Annotated in this window: 21 protein-coding genes; 3 read left to right on the top strand and 18 right to left on the bottom strand. The window is 66.8% G+C overall.

Features of this window, described 5'->3' with window-relative positions; translation table 11 throughout:
• From icmH to LQ772_RS05500, 5 genes are all read right to left on the bottom strand, one after another.
• Positions 1 to 1,308, bottom strand: coding sequence for a type IVB secretion system protein IcmH/DotU (gene icmH / locus LQ772_RS05520; RefSeq protein ID WP_231325932.1), 1,308 nt, complete (start codon positions 1,306 to 1,308; stop codon positions 1 to 3).
• A gap of 28 nt (positions 1,309 to 1,336) precedes the next feature.
• On the bottom strand, positions 1,337 to 2,674 hold the full coding sequence (gene tssK / locus LQ772_RS05515; protein ID WP_231324765.1) for a type VI secretion system baseplate subunit TssK: 1,338 nt from the start codon (positions 2,672 to 2,674) through the stop codon (positions 1,337 to 1,339).
• Positions 2,675 to 2,877: 203 nt separating this feature from the next.
• Positions 2,878 to 4,206 (bottom strand): type VI secretion system-associated FHA domain protein TagH, encoded by a 1,329-nt coding sequence (tagH, locus tag LQ772_RS05510; RefSeq protein ID WP_231325930.1) that lies wholly within the window; start codon positions 4,204 to 4,206, stop codon positions 2,878 to 2,880.
• 17 nt (positions 4,207 to 4,223) lie between these two features.
• Positions 4,224 to 4,766 (bottom strand): DUF6931 family protein, encoded by a 543-nt coding sequence (locus LQ772_RS05505; protein WP_231324763.1) that lies wholly within the window; start codon positions 4,764 to 4,766, stop codon positions 4,224 to 4,226.
• A 13-nt stretch (positions 4,767 to 4,779) separates the two neighbouring features.
• The gene (locus LQ772_RS05500) at positions 4,780 to 6,804 is read right to left on the bottom strand and encodes a type VI secretion system Vgr family protein (RefSeq protein ID WP_231324761.1); all 2,025 of its coding nucleotides are present in this window, start codon (positions 6,802 to 6,804) and stop codon (positions 4,780 to 4,782) included.
• Between the two features lie 490 nt (positions 6,805 to 7,294).
• On the opposite strand from LQ772_RS05500, the gene LQ772_RS05495 reads away from it, so the two are divergent.
• The 3 genes from LQ772_RS05495 to LQ772_RS05485 all read left to right on the top strand — a co-directional run bounded on the left by LQ772_RS05495 (position 7,295) and on the right by LQ772_RS05485 (position 9,754).
• Positions 7,295 to 8,326: a hypothetical protein gene (locus LQ772_RS05495; protein WP_231324759.1), complete on the top strand. Its 1,032-nt coding sequence runs from the start codon at positions 7,295 to 7,297 to the stop codon at positions 8,324 to 8,326.
• A gap of 14 nt (positions 8,327 to 8,340) precedes the next feature.
• Positions 8,341 to 9,132 (top strand): lysozyme inhibitor LprI family protein, encoded by a 792-nt coding sequence (locus tag LQ772_RS05490; protein ID WP_231324757.1) that lies wholly within the window; start codon positions 8,341 to 8,343, stop codon positions 9,130 to 9,132.
• 127 nt (positions 9,133 to 9,259) lie between these two features.
• Positions 9,260 to 9,754: a hypothetical protein gene (locus LQ772_RS05485; protein ID WP_231324755.1), complete on the top strand. Its 495-nt coding sequence runs from the start codon at positions 9,260 to 9,262 to the stop codon at positions 9,752 to 9,754.
• A 51-nt stretch (positions 9,755 to 9,805) separates the two neighbouring features.
• Here the strand turns inward: LQ772_RS05485 and LQ772_RS05480 are convergent, their stop codons facing one another.
• The 13 genes from LQ772_RS05480 to tssF all read right to left on the bottom strand — a co-directional run bounded on the left by LQ772_RS05480 (position 9,806) and on the right by tssF (position 23,026).
• Complete coding sequence (locus LQ772_RS05480; protein WP_231325927.1) at positions 9,806 to 11,086, bottom strand: tetratricopeptide repeat protein; 1,281 nt, start codon at positions 11,084 to 11,086, stop codon at positions 9,806 to 9,808.
• Positions 11,087 to 11,300: 214 nt separating this feature from the next.
• Positions 11,301 to 11,702: a DUF6795 domain-containing protein gene (locus LQ772_RS05475; protein WP_231324754.1), complete on the bottom strand. Its 402-nt coding sequence runs from the start codon at positions 11,700 to 11,702 to the stop codon at positions 11,301 to 11,303.
• A 107-nt stretch (positions 11,703 to 11,809) separates the two neighbouring features.
• Positions 11,810 to 12,097 (bottom strand): PAAR domain-containing protein, encoded by a 288-nt coding sequence (locus LQ772_RS05470; protein ID WP_231324752.1) that lies wholly within the window; start codon positions 12,095 to 12,097, stop codon positions 11,810 to 11,812.
• A gap of 301 nt (positions 12,098 to 12,398) precedes the next feature.
• The gene (locus LQ772_RS05465) at positions 12,399 to 13,412 is read right to left on the bottom strand and encodes a hypothetical protein (RefSeq protein WP_231324750.1); all 1,014 of its coding nucleotides are present in this window, start codon (positions 13,410 to 13,412) and stop codon (positions 12,399 to 12,401) included.
• Positions 13,413 to 13,752: 340 nt separating this feature from the next.
• Entirely contained in the window at positions 13,753 to 14,295 is a 543-nt protein-coding gene (locus LQ772_RS05460; RefSeq protein WP_231324748.1) for a nucleic acid/nucleotide deaminase domain-containing protein, read from the bottom strand.
• A gap of 70 nt (positions 14,296 to 14,365) precedes the next feature.
• Entirely contained in the window at positions 14,366 to 14,797 is a 432-nt protein-coding gene (locus tag LQ772_RS05455; protein WP_231324746.1) for a hypothetical protein, read from the bottom strand.
• A 60-nt stretch (positions 14,798 to 14,857) separates the two neighbouring features.
• Positions 14,858 to 15,202 (bottom strand): hypothetical protein, encoded by a 345-nt coding sequence (locus LQ772_RS05450; RefSeq protein WP_231324744.1) that lies wholly within the window; start codon positions 15,200 to 15,202, stop codon positions 14,858 to 14,860.
• Positions 15,199 to 15,615, bottom strand: a complete 417-nt coding sequence (locus LQ772_RS05445) for a hypothetical protein (RefSeq protein ID WP_231324742.1) — start codon at positions 15,613 to 15,615, stop codon at positions 15,199 to 15,201. The genes LQ772_RS05450 and LQ772_RS05445 overlap by 4 nt, the downstream gene beginning before the upstream one ends.
• A 150-nt stretch (positions 15,616 to 15,765) precedes the next feature.
• Positions 15,766 to 16,236 carry a hypothetical protein gene (locus LQ772_RS05440; RefSeq protein WP_231324740.1) on the bottom strand — a complete coding sequence of 157 codons (471 nt, stop codon included), beginning with the start codon at positions 16,234 to 16,236 and terminating at the stop codon, positions 15,766 to 15,768.
• The gene (locus LQ772_RS05435; protein WP_231324738.1) at positions 16,233 to 17,312 is read right to left on the bottom strand and encodes a M35 family metallo-endopeptidase; all 1,080 of its coding nucleotides are present in this window, start codon (positions 17,310 to 17,312) and stop codon (positions 16,233 to 16,235) included. The genes LQ772_RS05440 and LQ772_RS05435 overlap by 4 nt, the downstream gene beginning before the upstream one ends.
• 39 nt (positions 17,313 to 17,351) lie before the next feature.
• Positions 17,352 to 20,087: a type VI secretion system ATPase TssH gene (gene tssH / locus LQ772_RS05430; protein ID WP_231324736.1), complete on the bottom strand. Its 2,736-nt coding sequence runs from the start codon at positions 20,085 to 20,087 to the stop codon at positions 17,352 to 17,354.
• A gap of 69 nt (positions 20,088 to 20,156) precedes the next feature.
• A complete protein-coding gene (tssG, locus tag LQ772_RS05425; RefSeq protein ID WP_231324734.1) occupies positions 20,157 to 21,179 on the bottom strand; it encodes a type VI secretion system baseplate subunit TssG in 1,023 nt (340 codons plus the stop codon).
• Positions 21,143 to 23,026 (bottom strand): type VI secretion system baseplate subunit TssF, encoded by a 1,884-nt coding sequence (gene tssF / locus LQ772_RS05420; protein ID WP_231324732.1) that lies wholly within the window; start codon positions 23,024 to 23,026, stop codon positions 21,143 to 21,145. The genes tssG and tssF overlap by 37 nt, the downstream gene beginning before the upstream one ends.
• Positions 23,027 to 23,028: the final 2 nt, after the last annotated feature.

Here is a 23,028-nt window from a genome sequence, read left to right as displayed (position 1 = left end):
TCAGGCCTCCGGGATGAACTTGATTTCGACGCGGCGGTTGCGCGTGCGGTTGTCCGGCAGGTCCGGCGGCAGCGCGATCGGCTGCGAGGCGCCGGCGCCGGTCGATTCGATGCGGCCCGGGTTGTCCAGCCCCTGCGTCAGGATCTGCCTGACCGACTGCGCGCGAGCCGCCGACAACGCGAAGTTGTCCTTGAACTTCAGCGAGTGGATCGGCTGGTCGTCCGTGTGGCCGATGACGATCACCCGGCCGGACACCTGGTTGAGCGCGGCGGTGATCTTGTGCAGCAGCGGCAACTGGCGATCGTTCACGTCGACGCCGCCGGAGGCGAACATCGCATTGCCGGAGAGACGCAGCATCGCCTGCCCGTCCGGCTGTTCGTCGATGCTCAGCAGCCCGGCCTGTTCTTCCGGTGCGAGGAGCTGTTTCAGGCGCTTGCGCTCGGGCGCGGGACGGTGCGCGGTGTCCGGCGGCGTCGCGCCTTCCAACCCGATCCGCGCGAGCTGCGCGTTGACCGGTGACGCGGCATCGTTGAGCCGGGTGTAGAAGAACAGGAAGGCCGCCAGCAGCACACAGGCGGCAGCGGTGGCGATCACCCACAGCGGCACGTAGCGCACCAGCGGGTTGCGCCGGTCTTCCACGCCGCGCCAGTGCGGCGCCAGCTCCTGCGCGGCCGGCGCCCGCTGTTCCTTGAGGCGCCGGTACAGGTCTTCCTGGATGTCCGCCAGCTTGGCGCGCCCGCCCGCCTCGATCTGGTAGCGCCCGCCGAAGCCCAGCGCCAGGCAGATGTACATCAGCTCGATCAGGTCGATGTGCTTGGAGAAATCCGCGCACAGCCGCTCGAGGATCTGGAAGAACTTGGCGCCGCCGTAGGACTCGCTGTGGAACGCCACCAGCAGGGTCTGCTGCGCCCAGCCGCTGTGCTCGCCCCAGGGCGCGTTGAGCACCGACTCGTCGAGCATGGTGCACAGCACGTAACGCGCCGCCAGTACGGTCTGCTGCGGCAGGTTGGACGCCTGCGCGCGACTTTCGAAACGGCGTACCTGCGTGGTGGCCTGCTCGCGCAGGCGCGCGGCGTCCGGCGCGGTGGCGCTGTGGCGCAACTGCACCGCCAGCAGCAGCAGCGGGCTGGCCGCCTGCACCAGCGGGTTCATGCCGCCGCCGAGGAAACCGCTGATGTCCTCCTCGCGCGCCGGCTGGGCCGCGGCAGCGTAGGCGGCCGGCGGTGGCACATGGGCGGCCGGCGGGGGGGCAACGGCCGCGGCCGGGGCCGGTGCGCCGCGCGGGCGCACCACGGTGGCGTCGCGCATGTCCTCGTCGAAGGGACCGCTCATGGCATCAGCTCCGGATGGCCCAAAGTTGCAGGTCGAGCCCGGCGAACTCGCTGCCGAAATGGAACGCGATGCCGCCGGAGGTCTTCAGCTCGCGCCACATCGGCGAGTGCTTGTCGAATTCGAAGTAGAGGTAGCCCGCGTTGTAGGGAATCTGCCGCGGCGCCACCGGCATCGGCTGCACGGCGATGCCGGGCAACTGCAGGTTGACCAGGTCGCGGATCTTCTCGGTCGGGCCGATCTTGGCGTGCGCGGGCAGTTGCCGGCGCAGGTCCTCGGACTTCATGTCGGCCTTGGCCGAAAGCACGAAGGCCGCGGTGTCGATCAGGGTCAGGTCGGGCACCACCGCCACCCACACGCCGTACTTGCGCTGCTGCAGCGGGATCGGCATGGCGGTCTGCTCCATCACCGCGCTGAGTGCGTTGCGCAGCGAGACGATCACCGGTTCGAAGCTTTCGCGCAGCAGCTCGTGGCGGTACGGCGGGAACATCGGCGGACGCTTGCCCGGCGCGGTGAAGGTGTTGAGCTCGCCAGCCATCGCGACCAGCGTGCGGTAGAAGGCTTCCGGGTGTTCCAGCGGCGCCTCTGCCAGGTGCGCGATGAGCGGCTGGTAGCGGTTGACCACCTGCAGCATCAGGAAGTCGGCGATCTCCGCCGCGCCGCCACGATCGGTCAACGCCACGCGGCTGGCCAGCGCCTCGCCACGCTGGTGCAGCAGGCCGAGCAGCTCGGTGAGGAAGGTCACCAGCCGCGGCACCGCCTGGCAGCTCAACCCGGTGGGCATGAAGGCGTCGTCCAGCATCACGCGACGGTCGGCGCGGCACTCGACGATGCGCGCGACCGGGATTTGCGCCAGCCCTTCCATCGGTTGCGACTGCGGCAGCAGGCGCGTGCTCATACCGCCGACTTCCAGCGGCGTGAGCCCCTCGACGCTGCCGGAGCTGTCGCGCACCTCGGTCTCGCGCACGCGGTAGCGGAACAGCCGCTCGGCCGGGGCTTCCGGGCGCCCGCTTTCGGGCTGCGTGGGCGTGCGCAACGGCAGGGTCAGGTAGACGGTCTGGTCGCGCCAGTTGGCATCGACCTCCAGCGCCGGTGGCAGCGGGTCGTCGCCGGGCATGGAGAACGGCGTGCCATCGGGAAAAATGCCGCTCGCGCGGCGGATACCGAGCTTGCCGATCGCCAGCAGGTCAGGTTCCAGCTCCAGCTCCTGGAAGCCCCAGGCGTAGGGCCGCAGTGCGCCGGCGCGCAGCTCGACGAAGCGCTCGAAGTAGCGCTCCTGCTGCTGCAGGTGCTGCGGGCGCAGGAACAGGCCCTCGCTCCATACCACTTTGTTGTTTTGCGTCATGACCGACCTGTCTGCTGGTGGTTGCTTCCTGGGCGCCCTGCATCCCTGGACGCGCCCCACGGCCCGCGAGCTGCCTGTAGGAGTGCCCTTGGACGCGACCCCAGGTTCCGCGGTCGCGCCCAAGGCGCTCCTACAGGGGATGCCCTGGCGTGGGAGGCCCTTCTTCTAGTGCGTGTTTTTCAGGTGAAAAGCGCCATGCGCTCTTACCGCTGCCGCACCCGTGCCGACTTCAGGCGCGCCAGCTGCTCTTCGTAGGCGCGTGCGAACTCGTCCCCGAACAAGCGGCGGAAGCATTCGTCCGGGTCCTTGGCCAGCCCCTCGAAGTTCTCGCGATAGCGCTCCCAGTAGCGGCCCTTGCCGCCGAAGGTCGAGCGCTTGCTGCCGTCCACTTCCTGCTCCAGCCGGTCCGGGTTGAAGTGCGCCAGCACGGCCTCGAAACCCGCGCGCACGCCCGCCAGCATCGCCATCTGGTGGCAACGGATGTCGTCGAAGGCGTCCTGGAAGGCATCGGTGCCGGAGAGGAAGGCACCGGTGGCCGGGGCGAGCAGCTTCTGCAGCGCTTCGTCGGCGGTCGGCGCGAACTTCAGCGGATTGTTTTCCGAGCGCTGGATCAGCGTGACCGGCAGGCGGAAGGTGTTCTTGATCTCCGCGCGGGCGCGCAGCACGTCCATCACGCCATCGACGACGATGCGGAAGATCGTGTCCAGCTCGGGCGGGACACCGGCCGGAGCGCCGTGCGGGCCGGCGACGGGCGCCAGCGACACGACCGGCTGCGGCGCCACCGGCGCGATCGGCGCCGCCGGTGCCGGGGCTGGCGGGGGTGCCGGCGTGGCCACCGGTGCCGACTTGGGCGCGAAGTCGCCCATGGTCAGGTCCCAGTTCTCCGGCAGCGCCGGGCGCTGGCCGGCAACGCCCGGGGGATGGAAATGATCGGCCATGCCGCTGGAATGGTTCCAGCTTGCGGCCGGTGCAGGCGCGGGCGCCGGCGGCGCACCGAAGGGCTCGTCCAGGAACGCCAGCGGATCGAGCGTGGCGGCCGGACCGCCGGGCGCCGGAATCAGCGGCTCGTCAGGGATACCGCGCGCCGGGGCTGGCGGCGCGCCGAACGGGCCGCCCAGCATCTCGTCGAGGAAGTCGCCTCCCGGCAGCGGCGCCGCAGCCGCCATCGCGGGTGCCGGGACGGGTGCCGGGCCAGGCTGCACCAGAGTGGCACTGTCGGCCTGCATCCGCACGGACACCTCGAAGGTGTCGATCTGCAGGCGGTCGCCCTCCTTCAGCGAGGCCGGGTCGCCCTTTACCAACGGACGGCCGTTGAGCAGCATTCCGTTGGTGCTGCGGTCCTCGATGAAGTACATGCCGTTGAGGCAGCGCACCATGGCGTGCACGCGCGACACGCCGGCCGCGGCCAGCACCCAGTCGCAGTCCTCCGCGCGGCCGATGCTGCCGTCGCGGCCCTCGAAGGCCTTCTGGCTGCGTGCGCCGAACTGCGCGGCGTGCGGGCCGAGCACGGCGAGCACGAGTGTCTGTGGGATAGGCACGCGTCGCTCCTTCAGCAGGTCTGGGTTTCGCCGGCGCCGAGCAGGCTCATGGCGCGCGCCATGAAGCCGGCGCGGCGCTGCTCGAAGCGTTCCGGATCGAGGCCGGCCATGAGGTTGATGGCCGCAACCACGGCGCAGGCGGTCAGGTGTTCGGCCGGCGGCACCGGAGTTTGCTGGGTCGCCGGCGCCAGGCTGCCGCCGGACCAGCCCGCACAGGCCGCCAGCCAGGCGCCGATGCTTCGATAACCGCCAGCGTTGGCGAACTCGAACGCAGCGCGCCGATTGGGTTCCTCCGGCTCGCGTACCCATTGCTCGGCGAGCGCGGAGCCGGCCCTGTCCTCCAGCGGCAGCGCCACGTCTCGCGCGCACTGGCAGGCCCAGGCTACGGCGTAGCGCTTGGGCAGGAGGCGTGCGAGCAACTTCAGCGCGTCCTGCGTTTCGCCGCCTTCGAGCAACGCCTGCACGGCCTCGCGCGGCCCCATGCCGGGCTCCAGCCGGGCGCGCGCGGGGTCCCCCAGCTCCATTTGCTCGGCAGCTTGCATGACGATCGACATGACGCTCTCCCCCTTACCCGATCATCACCACGCCGCCGGACACCTGGTTCATGCCATCGCCCTTGAGCGTGAGCATGGGTGCCTTGACGGTGGCCATCGCGCCGCCAGCCACTTCGAGCATGGCGTCCGAATGCATCTTGAGCGTGGCCCCGGCGCCCAGGTCCATCGTGGCGCCGGCCTTGACGCCAACTTCGACCTGGCCCTCGACCTTCACCCCCACGCTGCCGGTGATCTTGATGTTGACGCCCTTGATCTCGATGTCGCCCGAGCTCTTCATCACGATGCTGGACGCGCCGGTCACCAGCTCGATCTCGGTGCCGGCCGTCAGCTTGAACTTCTGGCCGATGCCGGTGGTGCCGTTGTTGGTGACGTCGAGCTTGTCGTCGTTCTGCACGGTGACCTTGCGGTCGTGCTTGATCGTCTCCGTCTGGTCGTTCTCGACGGTAAGCGTCTGGTCGTGCTTGACCGTCACCGTTTCGTCGTGGTCGATGGTCACGACGTGGTCGTTCTCGACTTCCTCGTGCATGTCCTTCTGGGCGTGGATGAAGAAGTCCTCTTCGCCCTTCTTGTCCTCGAAGCGCAACTCGTTGAAGTCGGCGGTGCCGCCAAGCAGGCTGCGGCTCTTGATGCCGCTCTGGGTCTTGTTGTCGGGCAGCGTGTAGGGCGGCATGTTGTCGGCGTTGTAGACGCTGCCGATCACCAACGGGCGGTCAGGATCCCCTTCCAGGAAGCTGACCACCACTTCCTGGCCGATGCGCGGAATGCTCACCGCGCCCCAGTTCTTGCCGGCCCAGGCCGACGCCACCCGCACGGGGCACGAACTTTGTGCGTTCTTCTTGTCGGGCTTGTTCCAGTGGAACGTGACCTGGATGCGGCCGTACTTGTCCACGGCGATGTCTTCGGCCGTGTCGCTTCCCGTGACGACCGCCGTCTGCAGCCCGACGACCATCGGCTTGACCGCCATCGGCATGGCGCGGAACGGCTGCTTGCTCTGGATGGCGGTGAAACTGCAATGGACCTGCTCGCCCTCCCCACCCTGCATCGGATTGGCGATGTGCAGGGTCGAGCCGGCCACCAGGTATTCCTGGTTCAGCTTGGCCTGCGGAAACCCTTCCAGCTTGAAGAGCGCGCCGGTAAGCAGGCCGCCGGCATTGGTCGCACCGGAGAACTGCGACTGCATGGCATTGATCGCTTCGACGCGAACCTGCGCGTAGTGCTTGCCCACGTCGGCAGAGTCGTGCTCGCCGGGATAGTCGAACGACTCCAGGTCGGACATCGCATGGTTGCCGTCGGCATTGCTGGCCGAATTGACGCCCAGCAACGATGCCTTCGGTTTCAGCGGATCGTAGTCGGTCAGCGAATACTTGATCGTCTGCACCGAGCGCGCCGGCGAGAATTCGGTGACCGCGATCTCGTGCGACGCGCCGCTGTCTCCGGCCTGCGGCAGATACGGCAGCGTGGCGAATCCGTCGGATGCGGAGTGCGCTCCCAGCGAGTCGGCCAGCACCATGGTGTGCACGCCGTCGGCGTGCCGGAAGAAGTAGTAGATGCCTTCCTGCTCCATCAACCGGCTGATGAAGTTGAAATAATCCTCGCGGTACTGCACGCAGTATTCGCGCGCCGGGTAGCTCGCGGTGAGCTCGAGCTTGATGTCGCTGTAGCCGATTTCCGCCAGTACCGCCTTGACGATGTCGGGCACGGACTGGTTCAGGTAAATCCGGCAGTCCACCTTGTTCAGCAACAGCCAGGCCTTGGGAACGAGCGTCACCGAATAGGCGGCGTATTCCTTGCCCTGGAAGCTCTCGAAACCGCTTTGGGATGCCTCGGCGACGATGCCGTTGACATGGCGCGTGTAGGTCCCTTCCTCGTACGTCACCGTGATGGCGCTGCCGAGCAGCGCGAGCAGGTCGATGCCGTTGTCCTCGCTCCACATCTTCAGATGGTAGGAATAGAGCCGCCCCAACTGTTCGCTGCCCGTAAGGCTTGCCGCCGTGAGCTTGTCGCCGAGAGACGACGTCATCGTCATACGGTAGGTCATGTCCAGTCCCTCAAAAACCTGCGATCGCGAGCAAATGGAGCCGTGCGCGACGCGCAGGCCGGACACAAGCGGGTGCCCGAGCACCGCGCCACTGCCACGGGCAGACGTGTCCGCCGCCGCAAGCACCGTCGATACGCATCCCAAGCCCCCTTAAGCCAACCGATGCACGCAAACCCCGTTGCCAGCGGTTTGCGCCCACAACATTACGAGGCCCTGCGGCACCTGCAGGCAGTCCCCATGGTTCTTAGTGCGTAAATCGGGGGCATTTCAGGTCACCCACATTCAGCGCCGGCAGCGCTAGCGACAAATGGTTGATCGAAAAGCCATTGTTCGGCATGAACCGGCTTTTCCCACGCCAAGCCGCAGGACAAAGACCGCTGGCTCCCCCAAGCCGATCGCAGGCACGCGCGCGGGGGTGCAACGCGTCTAGAATCGGTTCGCGCGCCACCGGGTCCGGATCGGTGCGAACCGCCACCGGATGGAACCTCCCATGCGCCACCACCGCAACGCTCACCCAACGGCCCCCGGCACCCTCTCGCAGCAGGCCTTGCCGGGCCACCATCCCGCAGGGAGCGTCGCGCATCTTCCGCATGCCATGGGCGCCAAGCCACGATTGCGCCCGCCGGGCAAATCGGCGGCAGCGCAAGCGGCGGCCGACAACGCCGCCAACGCGATCTATGCGTGGCAGGGGACATTCGACCGCATCAAGCTGCGTGAGGGCTTCATTCGCGAGTTCGGCAAATCCGCGCACTACGATGCAGCCGCGATTCCGCAGATGGAGCTCCTGGTCGGCTTCATCGAAGCCGACACGCGCATCACCGACGTACGCTGGACCGCTTACATGCTCGCCACCGCGTACTGGGAAACCACGTCGCTCAAGAAAGAATCCGTGCCGGTCCTGGACAAGCATCACAAACCGGTGGTCGGCAAAAACGGCAAGCCGCTGGTGCGGTCGCGGAAGCGCTGGGCGATCACGCTGTCACCGGTCGAGGAGGTCGGCCATGGCGCACATCGCAATTACTTCCTTCCGGTAAAGGTGAAATCCCTTCCCAAAGGAGGCGCGCGCGTCACCGAGCAGGACGGCGACCAGTTCACGGTAACGGCCGAGGGCACGTACAAGGCGATCACCCACGGCGCGAAGCAGGGCGCGGCCCCAACCCAGAAGGCCGTTACGGCTTACAAAGACGATGATGGTGACGAGTACGCCTACTACGGCCGCGGCTACGTGCAACTGACCTGGTGGTCGAACTACGCCAAGGCCAGCACCGAGTTGAACCTCGGCCTCCAGCTCCTGCTGAACCCCGACGACGTGCTGCAGCCGCAGATCGCGTACAAGGTCATGGCGCACGGCATGCTGACGGGCAAGGGTTTTGCCAACGGCAGGAAGTTCGCGACCTACTTCCACGGCGCCAAGACCGATTACGTCGGTGCACGCCACATGGTCAACGGCAGCGACCATGCGGCGGACATCGCCGGCATCGCGCAGCAGTTCGAATCCATCCTGATAGCTGCAAAGTCCTGAGGCGAGTCCCATCCATGCGCCACCCATACCGTCGTCGCCCATCGCTGCGCCTGCTCGCATCGAGCATCGGCTGCTTTGCCCTCATGCAGGCCGTCGCCGCTACGGCGCCGACCACGGTGCAGGGGCGCTGGGAGGTCGTCCAGGTGGCCGTCGATCATCGGGACCAGGCCCACTGGCAGTACTTTCCTGACGACCCCCGGCTGCTCGGCCGCCAGCTCGTCGTCGATGATGTGGGGATCCGGCTCGACGACGGTTCGCGCACCTGCGACGCCCCTGCCTTCACCGCTTTGCCGGTCGACAAACTGCAGCACTTCATCGGCGATCGCTTTGCGCGTCCCGAATCCTTCGACACGCCCGCGCAACCGACCCTTGCGGATTTCGGCATCCAGCTTGCCGACGCGGCGGTGTCGCCTGTGGAAGTCCGCTGCACGCCCGACGGATCGCCCTGGAACAATGCATGGATGGTGACGCCTTCCGCCGACCGCCTGCTGACGAACTACGACGGCAGCGGTTATGTGCTGGTGTTGCGCAAAGTGGAGAGCCAGGAACCGATACGCGCGTCGTTCCCCTGCGCGAAGGCGCACAGTGCCGCCGAACGAACCATCTGTGCATCGGCGACGCTCGCCGGCTACGACCGCAGCGTGGCCGCAGCCTATCGATTCGCCTTGCCGCGGGCGAGCGACGATGCCACGACCTTGCGCCAATCCCAACGGCAGTGGATCGGCTCGCGTGACGCCTGTGGCACGGATGTCCACTGCCTCGGCGAAAGCATGCGCGACCGCATCGACGAGTTGATGCAGCAATGAGGATCGCCGTGGACCACCTCCGCCTGTAACGGCCACCGCCAGATCGATGGCGACATCAAGCCGGCCGGAGCTATCACGCGCAGGTCTACCACCGTAGACCGCATCATCCGGCCGGGAGGCCTTCGCCATGAGACGCCGACTTGAAACGGTACTGGCTTGCCTGTTGGCCGGTTCTTGCACGAGTCCGGCCACGTCGCTCGCCGAGGATCTTTGTCATGCAGGCGAAACCACCTACTTCAGCTGCCGGACTGCACCGGGCAAGACCCTCAGCCTGTGCGGCAGCGTGCCATCCGCCTTGCAGTACCGCTACGGCAGGGCCCCCAAGGTGGAACTGGCGTTTCCGCCGGACGCCAACGACGGCCTGCGCCAGCTGGGTTACGCGCACTACACCCGCTACCAGGCCGAACGCACCGAGGTTGGCTTCAGCCACGCGGACGTCGACTACGCGGTGTTCGACTACACCGAAGACGGTCAGCGCACGGCCGGCGTGCGCGTGACCACCGCCGACGGCAACGGGCACGAAGTCGCGTGCGCCGGTGCCATCCGCGGACGGCTGGATACGCTCGGCACGAGCCTTCGCTGCGATCCTGACAATGCGCTCAACGGCGGCGCCTGCCGCTGAGTCTCGGCGCTTGGTGCACGACGGAGTACCGGCCCGTCATGATGCCAATCCTCAGGGCTGGCGTTGTGCCAGCACGACCCAGCCGGCGACCGCCTGGCCGGCTTCGCGGCGCAGCGTGTCGGCCTGGATGCGCACGTTCCCGAAGCCACTGGAAGCCAGCACGCGCTCGACGTAGCCGCGGCCGTGGCGATAACGCCCGCTCGGCGTGATTTCCAGCTCTCCGGACTCGTCGGCCTTGGCCTCGAGGGTGAATCCGAGCCAGCCATCGGGCCGGAGGGCCGCGTACGCGGCGACCAGCACTTCTTCCAGCCGGCCGAAGTACACCAGCGTGTCGGCCGACAGCACGAGGTCATAGGCGTCCGGATGCGCCTGCAGGTAGCTGGTCAGTTCGGCCACCTCCAGCGCGTCGTAACCGCCGCGCAGGCGCGCCTTCTCGACCATGCCGCCGGACAGGTCCACGCCGACCAGGTGCCGCGCGTGAGGACGCACCAGCGGCGCGCATAGTCCCGTGCCGCAACCGGCATCGAGCACGTCCAGGCTTCCGTGCGCAGCAGGCAATACGCCGTCCAGCGCGGCGGCCAGTACCTGCGGCGCGCGGTAATCCAGGTTTTTCAGCAGTTGCTCGTCGAAACTGTCGGCGAAGCCGTCGAACAGCTCGCGCACGTAATCATCGTCGGCGCGCGGCGGCGCGTCGGCGCCACCGCAAGCGGCCAGCATGTGGCGCGGCACCGGATTGTCCGGCTCGCGCGCGAGCCAGTCGCGATAGACCTGGCGGGCTTCGTCGTGGCGCTTGAGCGCGTACAGCGTGACGCCCAGCGCCTCCAGCGCGCGCAGGCTGCGTGGATCGATCTCGAACGCGCGGCGGAAGCACTCGGCCGACTGTTCCAGGTGCTCCATGCTCTGCGCGTGGTTGCGCAGGAACAGGCCCAGCAGGTAGTGGCCGCGCGCGTCGTCCGGCGCCTGCTGAAGCAGCGTGCCGTATGCCTCGAAAGCCTCGTCCAGGCGATCCTGCACCTCCAGCACCACCGCCAGGTTGCCCTGCGCGTTGTGATGCTCCGAAGCGCATTCGAGCGCGCGCCGGTAGCAGGCTTCCGCCTCGGCGGGCCGACCGCACTCCTTGTGGATGTTGCCCAGGTTGTTGTGCGCGTCCGGGTGGCGCGGGGTGATCTTCAACGCAGTGCGGATGAGCTCCACGCCCTCGTCGCTGCGCCCCTGCTGGTGGCACAGCACGCCCAGGTAATGCAGCGCGTCGGGCTGGGCGGCGTGCAGCTCCAGCACCTCGTGGTAGAGCCGCTCGGCCGTGTCCAGATCGTCCGCCTGGTGGGCGTTCATGGCCTGGCGCAGGACACCGCGATGGTCGCGCACCGCCGCGGCGGGATCGGGCCGGCGAAGGTAGGCATGTGCAGGTTCGCGTTTCACGGTGCGTCCTCCGTCTAACAGGCTCGTCAGGTACGTGCTGCCGGCGATTTCGGCCGCCTGCGCTGGTGAGAGTTCCGTCGCCATCCGCTCGTCATCCTTTGAAGATGTCGCCCAGGCCGCGTGGGTGTCACACGGCCTTGCAGATTCCGTAGTGCTTGCCCTCGTGTTCGGGCGCGCGCGTCAATTCGCACACCAGGTTCAACGGCCGCCCGCCAAGTTCCGACCGGTTGTCGTAGGAATCCTTTCCGTAGCGCCAGGCGAGGTAATGCTGGCCTTCGACATGGATGGTGATGGTCTGCAGCATCATCGGCTGGGCGGGGATCATCCGGCGCAGGCCGGCGCCGCGTTCGATGGCCGGGAAGCGAAAAGCGCCGGTCGCGTCGGGGGTCGCGCGCTGCGGCGGAATCTCGTCCGGGTCGTCCGACCAGATCACCTTCTGGACGAGCTCCGCGCCGGCGACGGGTTGGCCGTCCCGCAACACCGTCCCATGCACTTCGGAAAACAGGACCAGTCGATCGAACGACCCCATGGCGCGCACCCCAGGCAACCCAAACGATCAAAATACGGCCAGCGCGACCAGGACCGCCGCCAGCCTGCGCAGTGAGCTCCGACGCCCGCGCCTGGCGACGCCGCGCATCAAGCGATCAACACCGTGAAGCAGCCCAGCACGATGGTGCCGCCATGGGCGCAGCTGTCGCCCATGCGTGCAGCGGGCTGGCCACCGATCAGGACCTTCGGCGATCCCAGGATGATGCTGTCGGGCGGGCCCACGCAGGTCGCCATGTCGCCCAGGCGGGCGGCCGGCAGGCCGCCGATCAGCACCTTCGGGGCGCCCGGCGCCGTGATTGGGCCGCCCACGTGGGGCACTACGCCGGTGATCATCGGGCAGACGTGCATGTCGGTGAGGCGGGCGGCAGGTTGCATGCGGTTCCTCGACTGGAAAGTTGCCCGCCCCGGCAAGGCGAGCGGAAATCGCCGTATCCGGCCCGCCAATGGCAACCATCGGCAGCACCGGTTCTACCGCGAAAGGCAGCCATCCTAGATTTCAGCTACCGATCGACCGGTAGCTCCCCTGGCGGTGGCCCACCGGCCGGGCTGGCCAACGGCGCCTATTACGTGAATTCGTAAAACGCGAGCAAATCCGGTCACGCCTCCTTGGGCTGGCCTGCGGAGCCAAGTGGGCCAAACGCCTGAACGCGCCAGGGGTGTCGGCAGGCACCGCGAGTCAGGCCAGCCCGACTTGTTTGAGCGCCTTGCTCTTGACCCCGGCGAAGAAGCCCTTCTTGGTATGCGTGCCCTTGTTGCTGGCAAGCCCCTCCAGCTGTAGGCGCGATCCCTGGATGTCCTTGCTGGCGATTTTGAGCATCGGGTCCATCTGTTTTTTCTTCATCTGCTCCACGCGATCCATCCAGCCCGGCAGGCCGATGTCCGCGACGAACATGTTCGCCACCGACGAGGTGTCGGCGCAGGTCAGCAGGTAACAACCCAGCACGGGGCACTCGTTGAAAACGGTCAGGTCCAGCGTGTTCGGCGTGGCCAGGCGCTTGTTGCCCGCACGCATGTCCTTGATGTCCAGGCCCAGCGAGAACAGCTGCAGTCCCAGGCTGGCCAGCGCATTGGCCGCGCCGATGCCGGCGGTGGTGGCGGTGCCGAAGTCGGCGAACAGGCCGGCGATCTTGGCACCCGTGGCCACGCTCTGCTGCCCCAGCTTCACCGAGTGTCGCGCCAGGTCGCGCTTGATGATCGCCTGGATCGCCTCCGCCGCGGCCAGGGGGTCGCCCGGCCGGAAGCCCTGCTTGTAGTCCGAACTCTTGTAGAGGTTGTAGCCGTCCTGGGCTACGGCCTTGCCGGCCTTGACGAGCTTCACGCCACTGGTAACGACACCCATGTACGGGGTGATCTCGGCCACCAGCTCTGACAGGACCTCGCCGGACACCGCCTCGATGACGTCTTCGATGCCGGCGACGTCGGCGCACTCGACGATGAAGTCGCTGACCGCTTCCCTCATGCCCGGCAGGCTGGCCAGTTTGCCGACCGTCTTGCCGCCCTTGGCCAGCTTCTGGGTCGAGGACACGACCTTCTTGCCGCTGGAGAGAAGTTCCTTGGCGGTGGACAGCCGGCTCGTCAGGCCGAATTTCAGCTGGGTCCCGGCGAACATGTTGACCAGCAGTTGCCGGCGTGCCTTGGCGAGCTCGCCCAGCGCCAGGAATTCTTCGCGACTCAGTTTGGCAGTCGGCATACCGTTTCCCCCGAATTGATGTTTGTCTGTCCCATCCTGCGCGGCGCCGCGATCCCCGAGGCCGCCGGGCCTGGCGCGATGAAGCTTCCGTTCAATCGTTCCCGGTACGCCAGTATTGGGTCCGTTTCCAGTGGCCGAGGAACGCATCCATAGCCGCGCCTGGCTGTCCCGGTGTCGCACCCTCGTTTTCGATCCTGATTACCGCGTCCGCCGCCGAGCCGCATAGAAGTCGCCAATCCTTCGCTGCAGCCCGTTTTCCCGGCCTCAACCCTCACGTGCGTCACCGCCAGGCAAGCCGCCAGGTGGTCGGCCGCCTCGAGCAGCAATCGCGTTTCCGCTCTCAGTAGTTGATCGAGCCATTGAGCCATGTCGCATTGATGGACGAGGATTGCGTGGGCAACGCGCTATTGGGGACGGTGCGTCCGCCCAGTGGATGACGCCATCCGCTCAGCGGCTTCTTGCCCAGCGCATCATTGCCACGGACGATGCCCAACTGGCCCATCAGTGCGTGACAGCACCAGCAGGCCGGCTGTGACGCGTAAATGGCCCTTCCCTGCAATGCAGCTGTCGCCTGCGGGATGGACAACCCCTGGTTGATCACCCCCATGGCAATCCACGCACGGATAATCAGCACCTCGGCATGGACGCCACTTGCCTCACTCTTCTTCCATTTGGACAACCCGGTGATGTCGCGGAAGGCCCAGTCGCGCGCATCGTCGACGGTGCCATTGCTCCCGAACTGGGTGCTCAGCTGCACCACGGCATTCAGCACGGGGTCCCAATTGCCGTTCTGCGTCGCCGCCACGCGCGGGGACCATCCGTAGGCAGACGTCTTCTGGTTGTCGTCGTAGAGGTCTTCGAATACTTCGGATGGAACGCTCATGTCGTCTCCCGGCTCTGGCGAACGATGCGCGCGCAGCTTCCCAGCGCGAAAGGCTCAGGCTGCATGCGGTCTACGCATGAATCCTGTGGTCGTCGCGCGTACCGTTGTAGGAAGCGTGGCCGGCCTGATACAGGATGGTCACGGGCACCTCTTCGACGGTCAGGCCACTTATCCTGTGGCAGCGGTTGTATTCCCCCTTGTTGGCCGTCACCTCGATGCTTATCGTGCAGCTTGCGGACAGCTCCAGCAGAGCCGCGTGGCATTTCTCACAGGGAAAGGCGTTCTGATCCAGTCTCACGTTCCCCAGTTGGGTGGCGGTGACACAGGACAACGCCCTCATCTCCGCATGGTCCGTGCAACCGTGCTTGGCTGCGGCGCTGATCGCCGTCTTCGCACTGCCGGAGATGAGCTTGAAGCAGCTTGCCGACCCCTTTTCGGTCCATCCGCCACCACCCTCGCGCGGAATGCTTACCGCGCTTACGATCTCGCCTTCTTTTGGCATGCCACGCTCCCTTGATCGGACACCGGCGGCACGTGTCGCGCCGGCACTGGTTCCCCAACATCAGCACACCCGGGCGTCGGCAAGGCCGACACGATGGATGCGCCCCCTCTCGTCCTCCACCACGAGCAGGCCGCGCATGGCATCGATGCTCATGTTCCTGAAAAACGTCCATTCCACGCCCGTTTCGATGCCCGGGCCGACGGGCGACGCATACAGGCGCTTGACCCACAGCCGCTTCCCGGACCCGAGGTCGGTCGCCACCACGTAGCCCCCTGGCAGAAGGCCTTCAGCCGCCAGATTCTTCAACTGTTCGTAGCGGACGCCATCGTGGACGACCGGCGGCAGCTCCGGCGGACGGCTACGACCGCGCGCCGCGACCGGTGTTGGGTCCGGTGGAAAATTCATTGGCCTTCGCGCGACTTGTGGACGGAATCGGGGCCGCTTTTCCACGTAGAGGTGCGCTCGCGCAGATCCACCCCGTATTTACCGCCGGCTTCGCCCTGGATCTCGATCTGCTGACCGTCCGGCAGCAGTTGCATGCTCTTGAAGCAGCGTCCGGGCGTGCTCACGCCGACGGCCTCCTGGCCTGGCACCCCGTCCACCTCGATCATCGATCGGCGCTCCCCCGTCGCCTGGTCGATGGCGACCAGGTAACCGCCCGACTGGACGCCACCGTGGCGGTAACTCTGCATGTCCTGTCCGTAGCGCACGCCGTCCCGGACGATGGACGCAACGGCGCCAGGAGACGGGCGGCTGGAAACAGGCATGTGATCGTTCACGGTGTGCGCCTCGTCGGTGGACAGTGAGTCGGGCGGCATGGGTGTTTGGTCGATGCACGCGCCCGGAGGGCCAGCAGAAGTCCCCACATGCAAACCAGCATGGCGACCGCGCGGGCTGGCCACGTACCGGGCACGCGTGCACTCATACGACGTTCCGCCCCACGCACATGGCGGCGACTTGTTACGCCATCAGTGCACGCGGCCGTCGGCGAGGTCGACCTGGTAGCTGCGCCCTTTCTCATCCTCGACGATCAGCGCACCCCGACTGGCGTCCAGACGCATGCTCTTGAAAAACGACCACTGCACGTCAGCCTCGATGTTCGGATCGACTTTCGATTCATACAGCCGGCTGATCCACAACCGCTTGCCGGAGTCCACCTCCGTGGCCACCACATAGCCGCCCGGGGCCAGCCCTTCGGCGGTCAAATTCTTCACCTGCTCATAGCGCACGCCGTCGTGGACGACGGGCGCCACCGCCGGTGGACGGCCGCGGCTGCCCGAAACCATCGGGGGTTGATCGAAGGGGGAACTCATGGGGATCTCCTTGGTATTGGATTCCTGGGCGCCGGAAAGGCCGCCCGCACACGACGCGATCGGCAGCGCACCGGCCAGTACCAGCGCAACGAGACGCAGGCGTCCTCGCGACCGCTGGCCGGTCACGGCAGCCTCAGTGCTTCGGCGCGCTCGGACGGGGTAAGGCCGCCGGCGGCGTCCACCACGAAATAGGCCCAATTTTCCGCATTGAGCACGGCCTTGTTGCCCTTGAACTTGCTGTCCTTGGGGTTGATACCCTGCCACCCGTAGGAATTGTTCTGCGGGTAGTCTTCCGTGTCGAGCTCCGAATGGGTCAGCTCGTGGATGATGACCCGAGCCCAGTTGGCGCGGCCGGAAAGCACGTTGCCGCCTTTGGCGAAGAAGCCCTTCTCTATGTAGACCACCTTTTGCTTGTCCTTCCAGCCGCCCGAGAACACGAACGCCTCGGATTGCTCCATGTCGTCGCCACGGAAGAACGGGCAATCGGTAAAGATGAGGCGGTTGGAGAGCAGCGTGTTCTGGACCTTCTTCAGCCCCGCGGCAAGATCCGAGGTGATCTTGGCCAGGTCGGTGGCGGAGGTATCCTCCGTTTCGAACCAGCGTTTGACCAGTTCCTCGCCTTTGCCCTTGCCGGACAGTGCCATCAACGCCTTCTGCACCTGCGCGCGTGCGAGCTGGGCGCCGTCGGCCATGTATTTTTTCTGCGAGGAGGAGAAATACTCGCGCTTGTCCGCCACTCGGGACAGCAAGGCGCGTTCGTCGCTCCCAAGGGTCGCCAGTTCCACGCTCGGCCAGTTCTTGTACTTCGCGGGCGTGTTGACGACCCAAAAGCCGCTCGCCCCCTTCTTGGCCAGGAAATCGGTGTGCAGCAGCAACTTCAGCGCGGCCGAAGCGGCGGCTACATCCGCGCCTCCGGTGTAGCTGCGCGTCTTGCCCTTGGTCGCGTAGGCGTTGGCCATGGCCAGGACCCGTTGTGCCGGCTCCATGTTCTCCCCGCCACCGAACAGGCTCTTGAGGCTCCAATCCCCTAGGTTGATGGCCTTGTGGAAACTGGAAAGCGCGGCGCTCTGGGTGTCGTCGAAGCCATCCTCGCCCATGAGCGATTTGAGCTTCTTCAGCATGGCATCGGCGTCACTGCTGAACTTGCCGCCCAGCACCGACTGTCGGGCGCGTTTGTATTCTTCGGAAAAGTTGTGGCTCATATGTCCTCGATGGCGTCCTGCAGGTAGCCCGCGCCGAACTCAGGCAAAGGCGTAGTCGAAGTCCCCTTCCTTCACACTCACCTGGACGCCGGCTACCGGCCGTCCTTCGATCATCCGGGTGAGGAATTCGCGACTGATATCCGGAAGCATCGTATTGGTCAGGATCGCGTCGATCATGCGGCCGCCCGATTCGCTCTCGGTGCAGCGGCTGACCACCAGCTTGACCACGGCTTGGTCGTACTCGAACGGAATCTTGTAGCGCGCCTCGATGCGCTTCTTGATACGACCCAATTGCAGCTCGACGATCTTGCCCAGCATCTCCGGGCTCAACGGGTAGTACGGAATCGTCACCAGACGGCCCAGCAGCGCCGGCGGGAACACCTTCAGCAGCGGCTCGCGCAACGCCTTGGCGATGCCCTCGGGCTCGGGCATCAGGTCCGGGTCCTGGCACAGGCCGGCGATCAGGTCGGTGCCGGCATTGGTGGTGAGCAGGATCAGCGTGTTCTTGAAATCGATCTGGCGGCCTTCGCCGTCCTCCATGACACCCTTGTCGAACACCTGGAAGAAGATCTCGTGCACGTCCGGATGGGCCTTCTCGACCTCGTCCAGCAACACCACGGAGTACGGCTTGCGGCGCACCGCCTCGGTCAGCACGCCGCCCTCGCCGTAACCTACGTAGCCCGGGGGTGCGCCCTTGAGCGTGGAGACCGTGTGCGCCTCCTGGAACTCGCTCATGTTGATGGTGATGATGTTCTGCTCGCCGCCGTAGAGCGCTTCGGCCAGCGCCAGCGCGGTTTCGGTCTTGCCCACGCCCGAGGTGCCGGCCAGCATGAACACGCCGATCGGCTTGTTGGGGTTGTCCAGGCCCGCGCGCGAGGTCTGGATGCGCTTGGCGATCATCTCCATCGCGTGGTCCTGGCCGATCACGCGCTTGCCCATCAGGCTGGGCAGGTTCATGACGGTCTCGAGCTCGCTCTTGACCATGCGGCCGACCGGGATGCCGGTCCAGTCCGACACCACCGAACCGACCGCCACGTAGTCGACGGTGGGCAGGATCAGCGGGCTCTCGCCCTGCAATTCGGCCAGTTGCGCCTGCAGGCCCTTCAATTCCTCCAGTGCGGTCGCGCGTTCGGCGTCGGTCAGCGCGGCGCTTGCCACGGCAACCTCGCCAGCCTCCGCGTTGGCCGCCTGCTCCAGCGCGCTGCCGGTGCCCTCGACCGGCGCCGCGTCGCCGCGCAGGCGGGCGCGGATGGCCAGGATTTTCTCGACCAGGCCCTTCTCGACCTGCCAGTTGATCTCCAGTGTTTCGAGCCGCGCCTTGGCGATGGCGAGCTTCTCGCCGGCCGACGCTTCGCGTTCGGCCACGTCCACGCCGACGGTCTTCTCGCGGGCGATGATGGCCAGCTCGGTTTCCAGCGCCTGGATGCGCTTGCGGGTGTCGTCCACTTCCGGCGGCACGGCGTGCTGGCTGATCGCCACGCGCGCGCACGCGGTGTCGAGCAGGCTCACCGCCTTGTCCGGCAGCTGGCGCGCCGGGATGTAGCGGTGCGAGAGCTTGACCGCCGCTTCCAATGCCTCGTCCAGGATCTGCACGCGGTGGTGCTTTTCCATCACGCTGGCGACGCCACGCATCATCAGGATGCCCTTCTCCTCGCTCGGCTCGTCGACCTGCACGGTCTGGAAGCGGCGCGTCAGCGCGGGGTCCTTTTCGATGTGCTTCTTGTACTCGGCCCAGGTGGTGGCGCCGACCGTGCGCAGGTTGCCGCGCGCGAGCGCGGGCTTGAGCAGGTTGGCCGCGTCACCGGTGCCGGCCGCGCCGCCGGCGCCGACCAGCGTGTGGGCTTCGTCGATGAACAGGATGATCGGCTTCGGGCTCGACTGCACTTCCTCGATGACCTGGCGCAGGCGGTTCTCGAACTCGCCCTTCATGCTGGCGCCCGCCTGCAGCAGGCCCACGTCCAGCGTGCGCAGCTCGACGTCCTTGAGCTGCGGCGGCACGTCGCCCTGGGCGATGCGCAGGGCGAAACCTTCGACCACCGCGGTCTTGCCCACGCCCGCCTCGCCGACCAGCATCGGGTTGTTCTGGCGGCGGCGCATCAGGATGTCGACGACCTGGCGGATTTCCTCGTCGCGCCCGACGATCGGGTCGATCTTGCCGTTGCGGGCCTGCTCGGTGAGGTCGACGGTGAACTGCTTGAGCGCCTCCTGCTTGCCCATCTGCGCCGGGCCCATCGCGCCGCTGGCCTCGCCAGGCACCGCACCGCCCATCTGGAAGCCGTCGCTCGCGCTCTGGCCGTCCTCGGGCGAGCCGGCAACGACTTCGGCGAACTTCTCCACCAGCGTCTCGGGCTTGATCTTGTCGAATTCGGGCGAGATGGCGATCAGCGCGTTGCGCAGATGGCGCGTGCGGACCACGCCGACCAACAGGTAACCGGTGCGCACCTGCGCCTCGCCGAACATGAGCGTGGCGAACACCCAGCCGCGCTCGACCGCTTCCTCGACATTGGAGGACAGGTCGGTAATCGTAGTCGAGCCGCGCGGCAGCTTGTCCAGCGCGTCGGTGACGTCGCGCGCGAGGTTCGACGGGTTGATGTTGAACTGCTTGACGATGCGGTGCAGGTCCGAGTCCTGCAGCTGCAGGATCTGATGGATCCAGTGCACCAGCTCCACATAGGGATTGCCGCGCAGCTTGCAGAAAACGGTGGCGCTTTCGATGCCCCGGTACGCGAGCTTGTTGAGTTTCCCGAACAGGGCGCTGCGACTGATCTCGGCCATGATGTTTCTTCCCTTCGCGTTTGCTGCGGCCCGCATGGCGGCCCGGTCTGATGTTCGCTATGGCGGGCGTCAGCCCACCGGTTTCAGTACGACGTCGTCTGCGTCCGTGCGCGCGGCGCGCTGGCCCAGCCAGGAGGTGAGCCCCAACCGACCACCCTGCCCCAGCCGCATCGCCGGCACCTGGTCGTGCGCGAGCACCAGCTGCACGTCCCAGGCCTTCTCGTCGCCGATGTAGCCGCGTACGGCCGCCACCAATTGCGCCAGCGCAGCGCCACCGGGGAGGAAATGCTCGAACTGGTTGCGCTTGAGCGGTCCCAGGCGCAGGCGGAAGCGCTGCTGCGCGCCCCAGACGTTCCCGCCAATGACCGCCGTGCGGCCCAGGCAAGCCACTTCGGTCGAGCGGCCCAGACGCAGGTACGCCTCGCGCGGCAGGCGCATCCATTCGGCGACGAACTCGACCACGCGCACTGGAATGGCGAAGAAGTGCTGCAGCAGGCTGCGCAGGCCTTCGGCGTTGCGCGTGTGCGCCAGCATGTGGCCGGCGAAGAAGCGCTTGAAGTCATCCGGCAGGGCGTCGCGGCCGTCCAGACCCGGCGTCGCCAGCCCCACCAGCGCGCCGGTGTAGAGACGGAAGCGGTCCTGCGAGGGTCGGTCGGCCTGCACCGTCGGCTGGGCGTTGGCCCAGGCGCGGTAGAACAGGCTCGCCATGCGGTGGTGGAAGACGTCTGCGAAGGCGATCAGCGTGGTGTCGCGCGCGTTCCGCTCGCGGTCGATCGCATATTCGGTCAGGTGCAGCGGCAGCGGCGCATTGGGTCCGAACAGGCCGAAAAACAACGCACGCATACGGGCCGGCCGGCCTTCCGCGGCCGGCCGGTAATCGCCGATGGTGTTCGGCGCGAAAGCCAGTGACGGCGTTTGGCAAAGCCGCACGAAATCTTCCGACGGCTTGGTCGATTCGCCCAGCCGCGGCCGCGTCGGATGCGCACACTCGAGTTGCCGGATCGCTTCGAAGAAATCGAAGTCCCCCGGCCGCTCCTCGAGCGCGCGCTCGAGCGCTACAGCGTCTGGCGCGAGCCCAGCCGTGCCGGCCATCGGGCGACCTCGTTGCGTTCCAGGGTGCGCAGCACCGTCTCGGTGAAGGAGTTGATCGAGACGTAGCGTGCGAAGAAATGTTGCATGACCGAACCGAGCAGGAAGGCGCCCGTACCTTCGAAGGCGCCCTCGTCGCAGGTCAGTGTGATTTCCAGGCCGCGGCCGAAGCTGATGGGGCCCGGCACAGGAATGCGCCGCACGATCGATTGCGAGCCCACCGCCTTGATGCCGTCGATCTGCCGGCGTGCGGCCGAGTCGAACTCGTCGCAGTAGAGCGTGAGCATCTCGCGCAGCGCAGCGGCGCCATCGGCGTTGCCTTCGCCCAGCAGCGAGACGTAATTCAGCTGCAGGTGGCTGAGCAGCCGCCAGGCGGTCTCGCCGCCAGCGACCGCGGCTCGCGGCTTGGTCGGTCCGGCGACACAACGCACCGATTCGACCGGCGCGCCGATGTCCAGCGTGAAGTCGGTATGCGATTTGCCTACCGGCATCTGCAACGGCAGGTCGCGGTTGGTGCACATCAACTGCATGCCGACCTGGCGCAGGCGACTGGAATACGGCGCCTCGCTGCCATCGACCAGCGCGATGAACAGTTCGCTGCCGACGTAGCTGGAGCGCGCGCCCTGCAGCTTCTGCCGCGACGACAGTTGGCGAGGCTCGCGCCGCACCGTGTAGAACGCGCCGTGCCCGCCCTGCCAGGTACGCTCATCGCAGCCATAGAAGGGCTGGAAGCGCTGCTCGGGTTCCTGGCTATCGCCGAAGCCTTCGACGTTGCCGATCGAATGGATCTCGAAATCCATCGGTCGCGTGCGGTCGGCCAGCACGTGGTATTCGGTGCGACCCTGTTGCAGGTGGATGCGATCGGCGCGGCGCGGGAACAGGTTTACCGCCGGCGTGCAGAACAGCCGGAAGTTGCCTGCGTCCACCGCGTTGTGCAGGCGGCTGACGCTGCGGTCGAACAGCACCACGATCTCGAACTCGTTGCCCTGCGCCCGGGCCAGCGCCTGGCGCAGGCCGGTGAACACGGCGAACAGGAAACGCTCGGGACAGGCGAAGTATTCCTGCAGCAGCCGGTAGCCGCTGAAGGAGCGGCCGCTGTAGGGAATCATCGCCTCGGCGTCGTCGAAGCCCTTGGGCTTGATGCTGCCCGGTTCGAGCCAGGTGCTGGAGATGCCACCCTCGCCCTTGGCGCGCACCGCCACGCCCGCGACATTGCCGAGCAACTGTTCGTACAGACGCTTGGGCAACTCGTCGGCACCGGCCAGGAAGATCGGCAGTTCGTCCATCGCCAGCAGGTTGGCCTGCGCGCCGGCGGTGACCGCGAACTTAAGGCGCAGGCCGGCCCGTACGGTGCGGTCCGCAGGAATGGACACGCCCGCAGCGGCGATGGCCGCTGGCGTATCGAAATACTTTGCCTCGGTGAGCTTGAGCGGCCAGAGCGTGACATCGTGCGCCGTGCGGTATTCGCAGGCAGTGCGGTCATCACGGCCAGTCAGGCTGCGCAGGGCGGTGTGGCGCGGCACCACGTGGCCGCCGACCAGCGCGCTTTCCTTCAGGTCCGCCGCCATCTCCACCACCGCCATCGACGGCACGGGGGCGAGATAATGCGGGTACACCATCTCCATCAGGTGCTGGGTGAACACCGGCTGCTGCGCATCGAGCTTCAGCTGCACGCGTGCGGCGAGGAAGGCAAAGCCCTCAAGCAGGCGCTCGACGTAGGGGTCGGCGCATTCGAAGCCTTCCAGGCCCAGGCGGCCGGCGATCTTCGGGTACTCGCGCGCGAACTCCCCGCCCATCTCGCGCACGTGCTGCAGTTCGCGGTTGTAGTAGCGGAGCAGGCGCGGATCCATGG

This window comes from Frateuria edaphi (genome assembly GCF_021117405.1).
GTDB classification, from domain to species: Bacteria; Pseudomonadota; Gammaproteobacteria; order Xanthomonadales; family Rhodanobacteraceae; genus Frateuria_A; species Frateuria_A edaphi.
Note: the sequence above shows the minus strand (reverse complement) of the source record. Positions and strands in the feature narration are given on the sequence as shown.

Bases quoted from the DNA above. Each gene is read 5' to 3' on its own strand.
- icmH (WP_231325932.1), bottom strand. From the start codon at position 1,308: ATGCGCGACGCCACCGTGGTGCGCCCGCGCGGCGCACCGGCCCCGGCC.
- tssK (WP_231324765.1), bottom strand. From the start codon at position 2,674: ATGACGCAAAACAACAAAGTGGTATGGAGCGAGGGCCTGTTCCTGCGC.
- LQ772_RS05505 (WP_231324763.1), bottom strand. From the start codon at position 4,766: ATGTCGATCGTCATGCAAGCTGCCGAGCAAATGGAGCTGGGGGACCCC.
- LQ772_RS05500 (WP_231324761.1), bottom strand. From the start codon at position 6,804: ATGACCTACCGTATGACGATGACGTCGTCTCTCGGCGACAAGCTCACG.
- LQ772_RS05495 (WP_231324759.1), top strand. From the start codon at position 7,295: ATGCGCCACCACCGCAACGCTCACCCAACGGCCCCCGGCACCCTCTCG.
- LQ772_RS05490 (WP_231324757.1), top strand. From the start codon at position 8,341: ATGCGCCACCCATACCGTCGTCGCCCATCGCTGCGCCTGCTCGCATCG.
- LQ772_RS05485 (WP_231324755.1), top strand. From the start codon at position 9,260: ATGAGACGCCGACTTGAAACGGTACTGGCTTGCCTGTTGGCCGGTTCT.
- LQ772_RS05480 (WP_231325927.1), bottom strand. From the start codon at position 11,086: ATGAACGCCCACCAGGCGGACGATCTGGACACGGCCGAGCGGCTCTAC.
- LQ772_RS05475 (WP_231324754.1), bottom strand. From the start codon at position 11,702: ATGGGGTCGTTCGATCGACTGGTCCTGTTTTCCGAAGTGCATGGGACG.
- LQ772_RS05470 (WP_231324752.1), bottom strand. From the start codon at position 12,097: ATGCAACCTGCCGCCCGCCTCACCGACATGCACGTCTGCCCGATGATC.
- LQ772_RS05465 (WP_231324750.1), bottom strand. From the start codon at position 13,412: ATGCCGACTGCCAAACTGAGTCGCGAAGAATTCCTGGCGCTGGGCGAG.
- LQ772_RS05460 (WP_231324748.1), bottom strand. From the start codon at position 14,295: ATGAGCGTTCCATCCGAAGTATTCGAAGACCTCTACGACGACAACCAG.
- LQ772_RS05455 (WP_231324746.1), bottom strand. From the start codon at position 14,797: ATGCCAAAAGAAGGCGAGATCGTAAGCGCGGTAAGCATTCCGCGCGAG.
- LQ772_RS05450 (WP_231324744.1), bottom strand. From the start codon at position 15,202: ATGAATTTTCCACCGGACCCAACACCGGTCGCGGCGCGCGGTCGTAGC.
- LQ772_RS05445 (WP_231324742.1), bottom strand. From the start codon at position 15,615: ATGCCGCCCGACTCACTGTCCACCGACGAGGCGCACACCGTGAACGAT.
- LQ772_RS05435 (WP_231324738.1), bottom strand. From the start codon at position 17,312: ATGAGCCACAACTTTTCCGAAGAATACAAACGCGCCCGACAGTCGGTG.
- tssH (WP_231324736.1), bottom strand. From the start codon at position 20,087: ATGGCCGAGATCAGTCGCAGCGCCCTGTTCGGGAAACTCAACAAGCTC.
- tssG (WP_231324734.1), bottom strand. From the start codon at position 21,179: ATGGCCGGCACGGCTGGGCTCGCGCCAGACGCTGTAGCGCTCGAGCGC.
- tssF (WP_231324732.1), bottom strand. From the start codon at position 23,026: ATGGATCCGCGCCTGCTCCGCTACTACAACCGCGAACTGCAGCACGTG.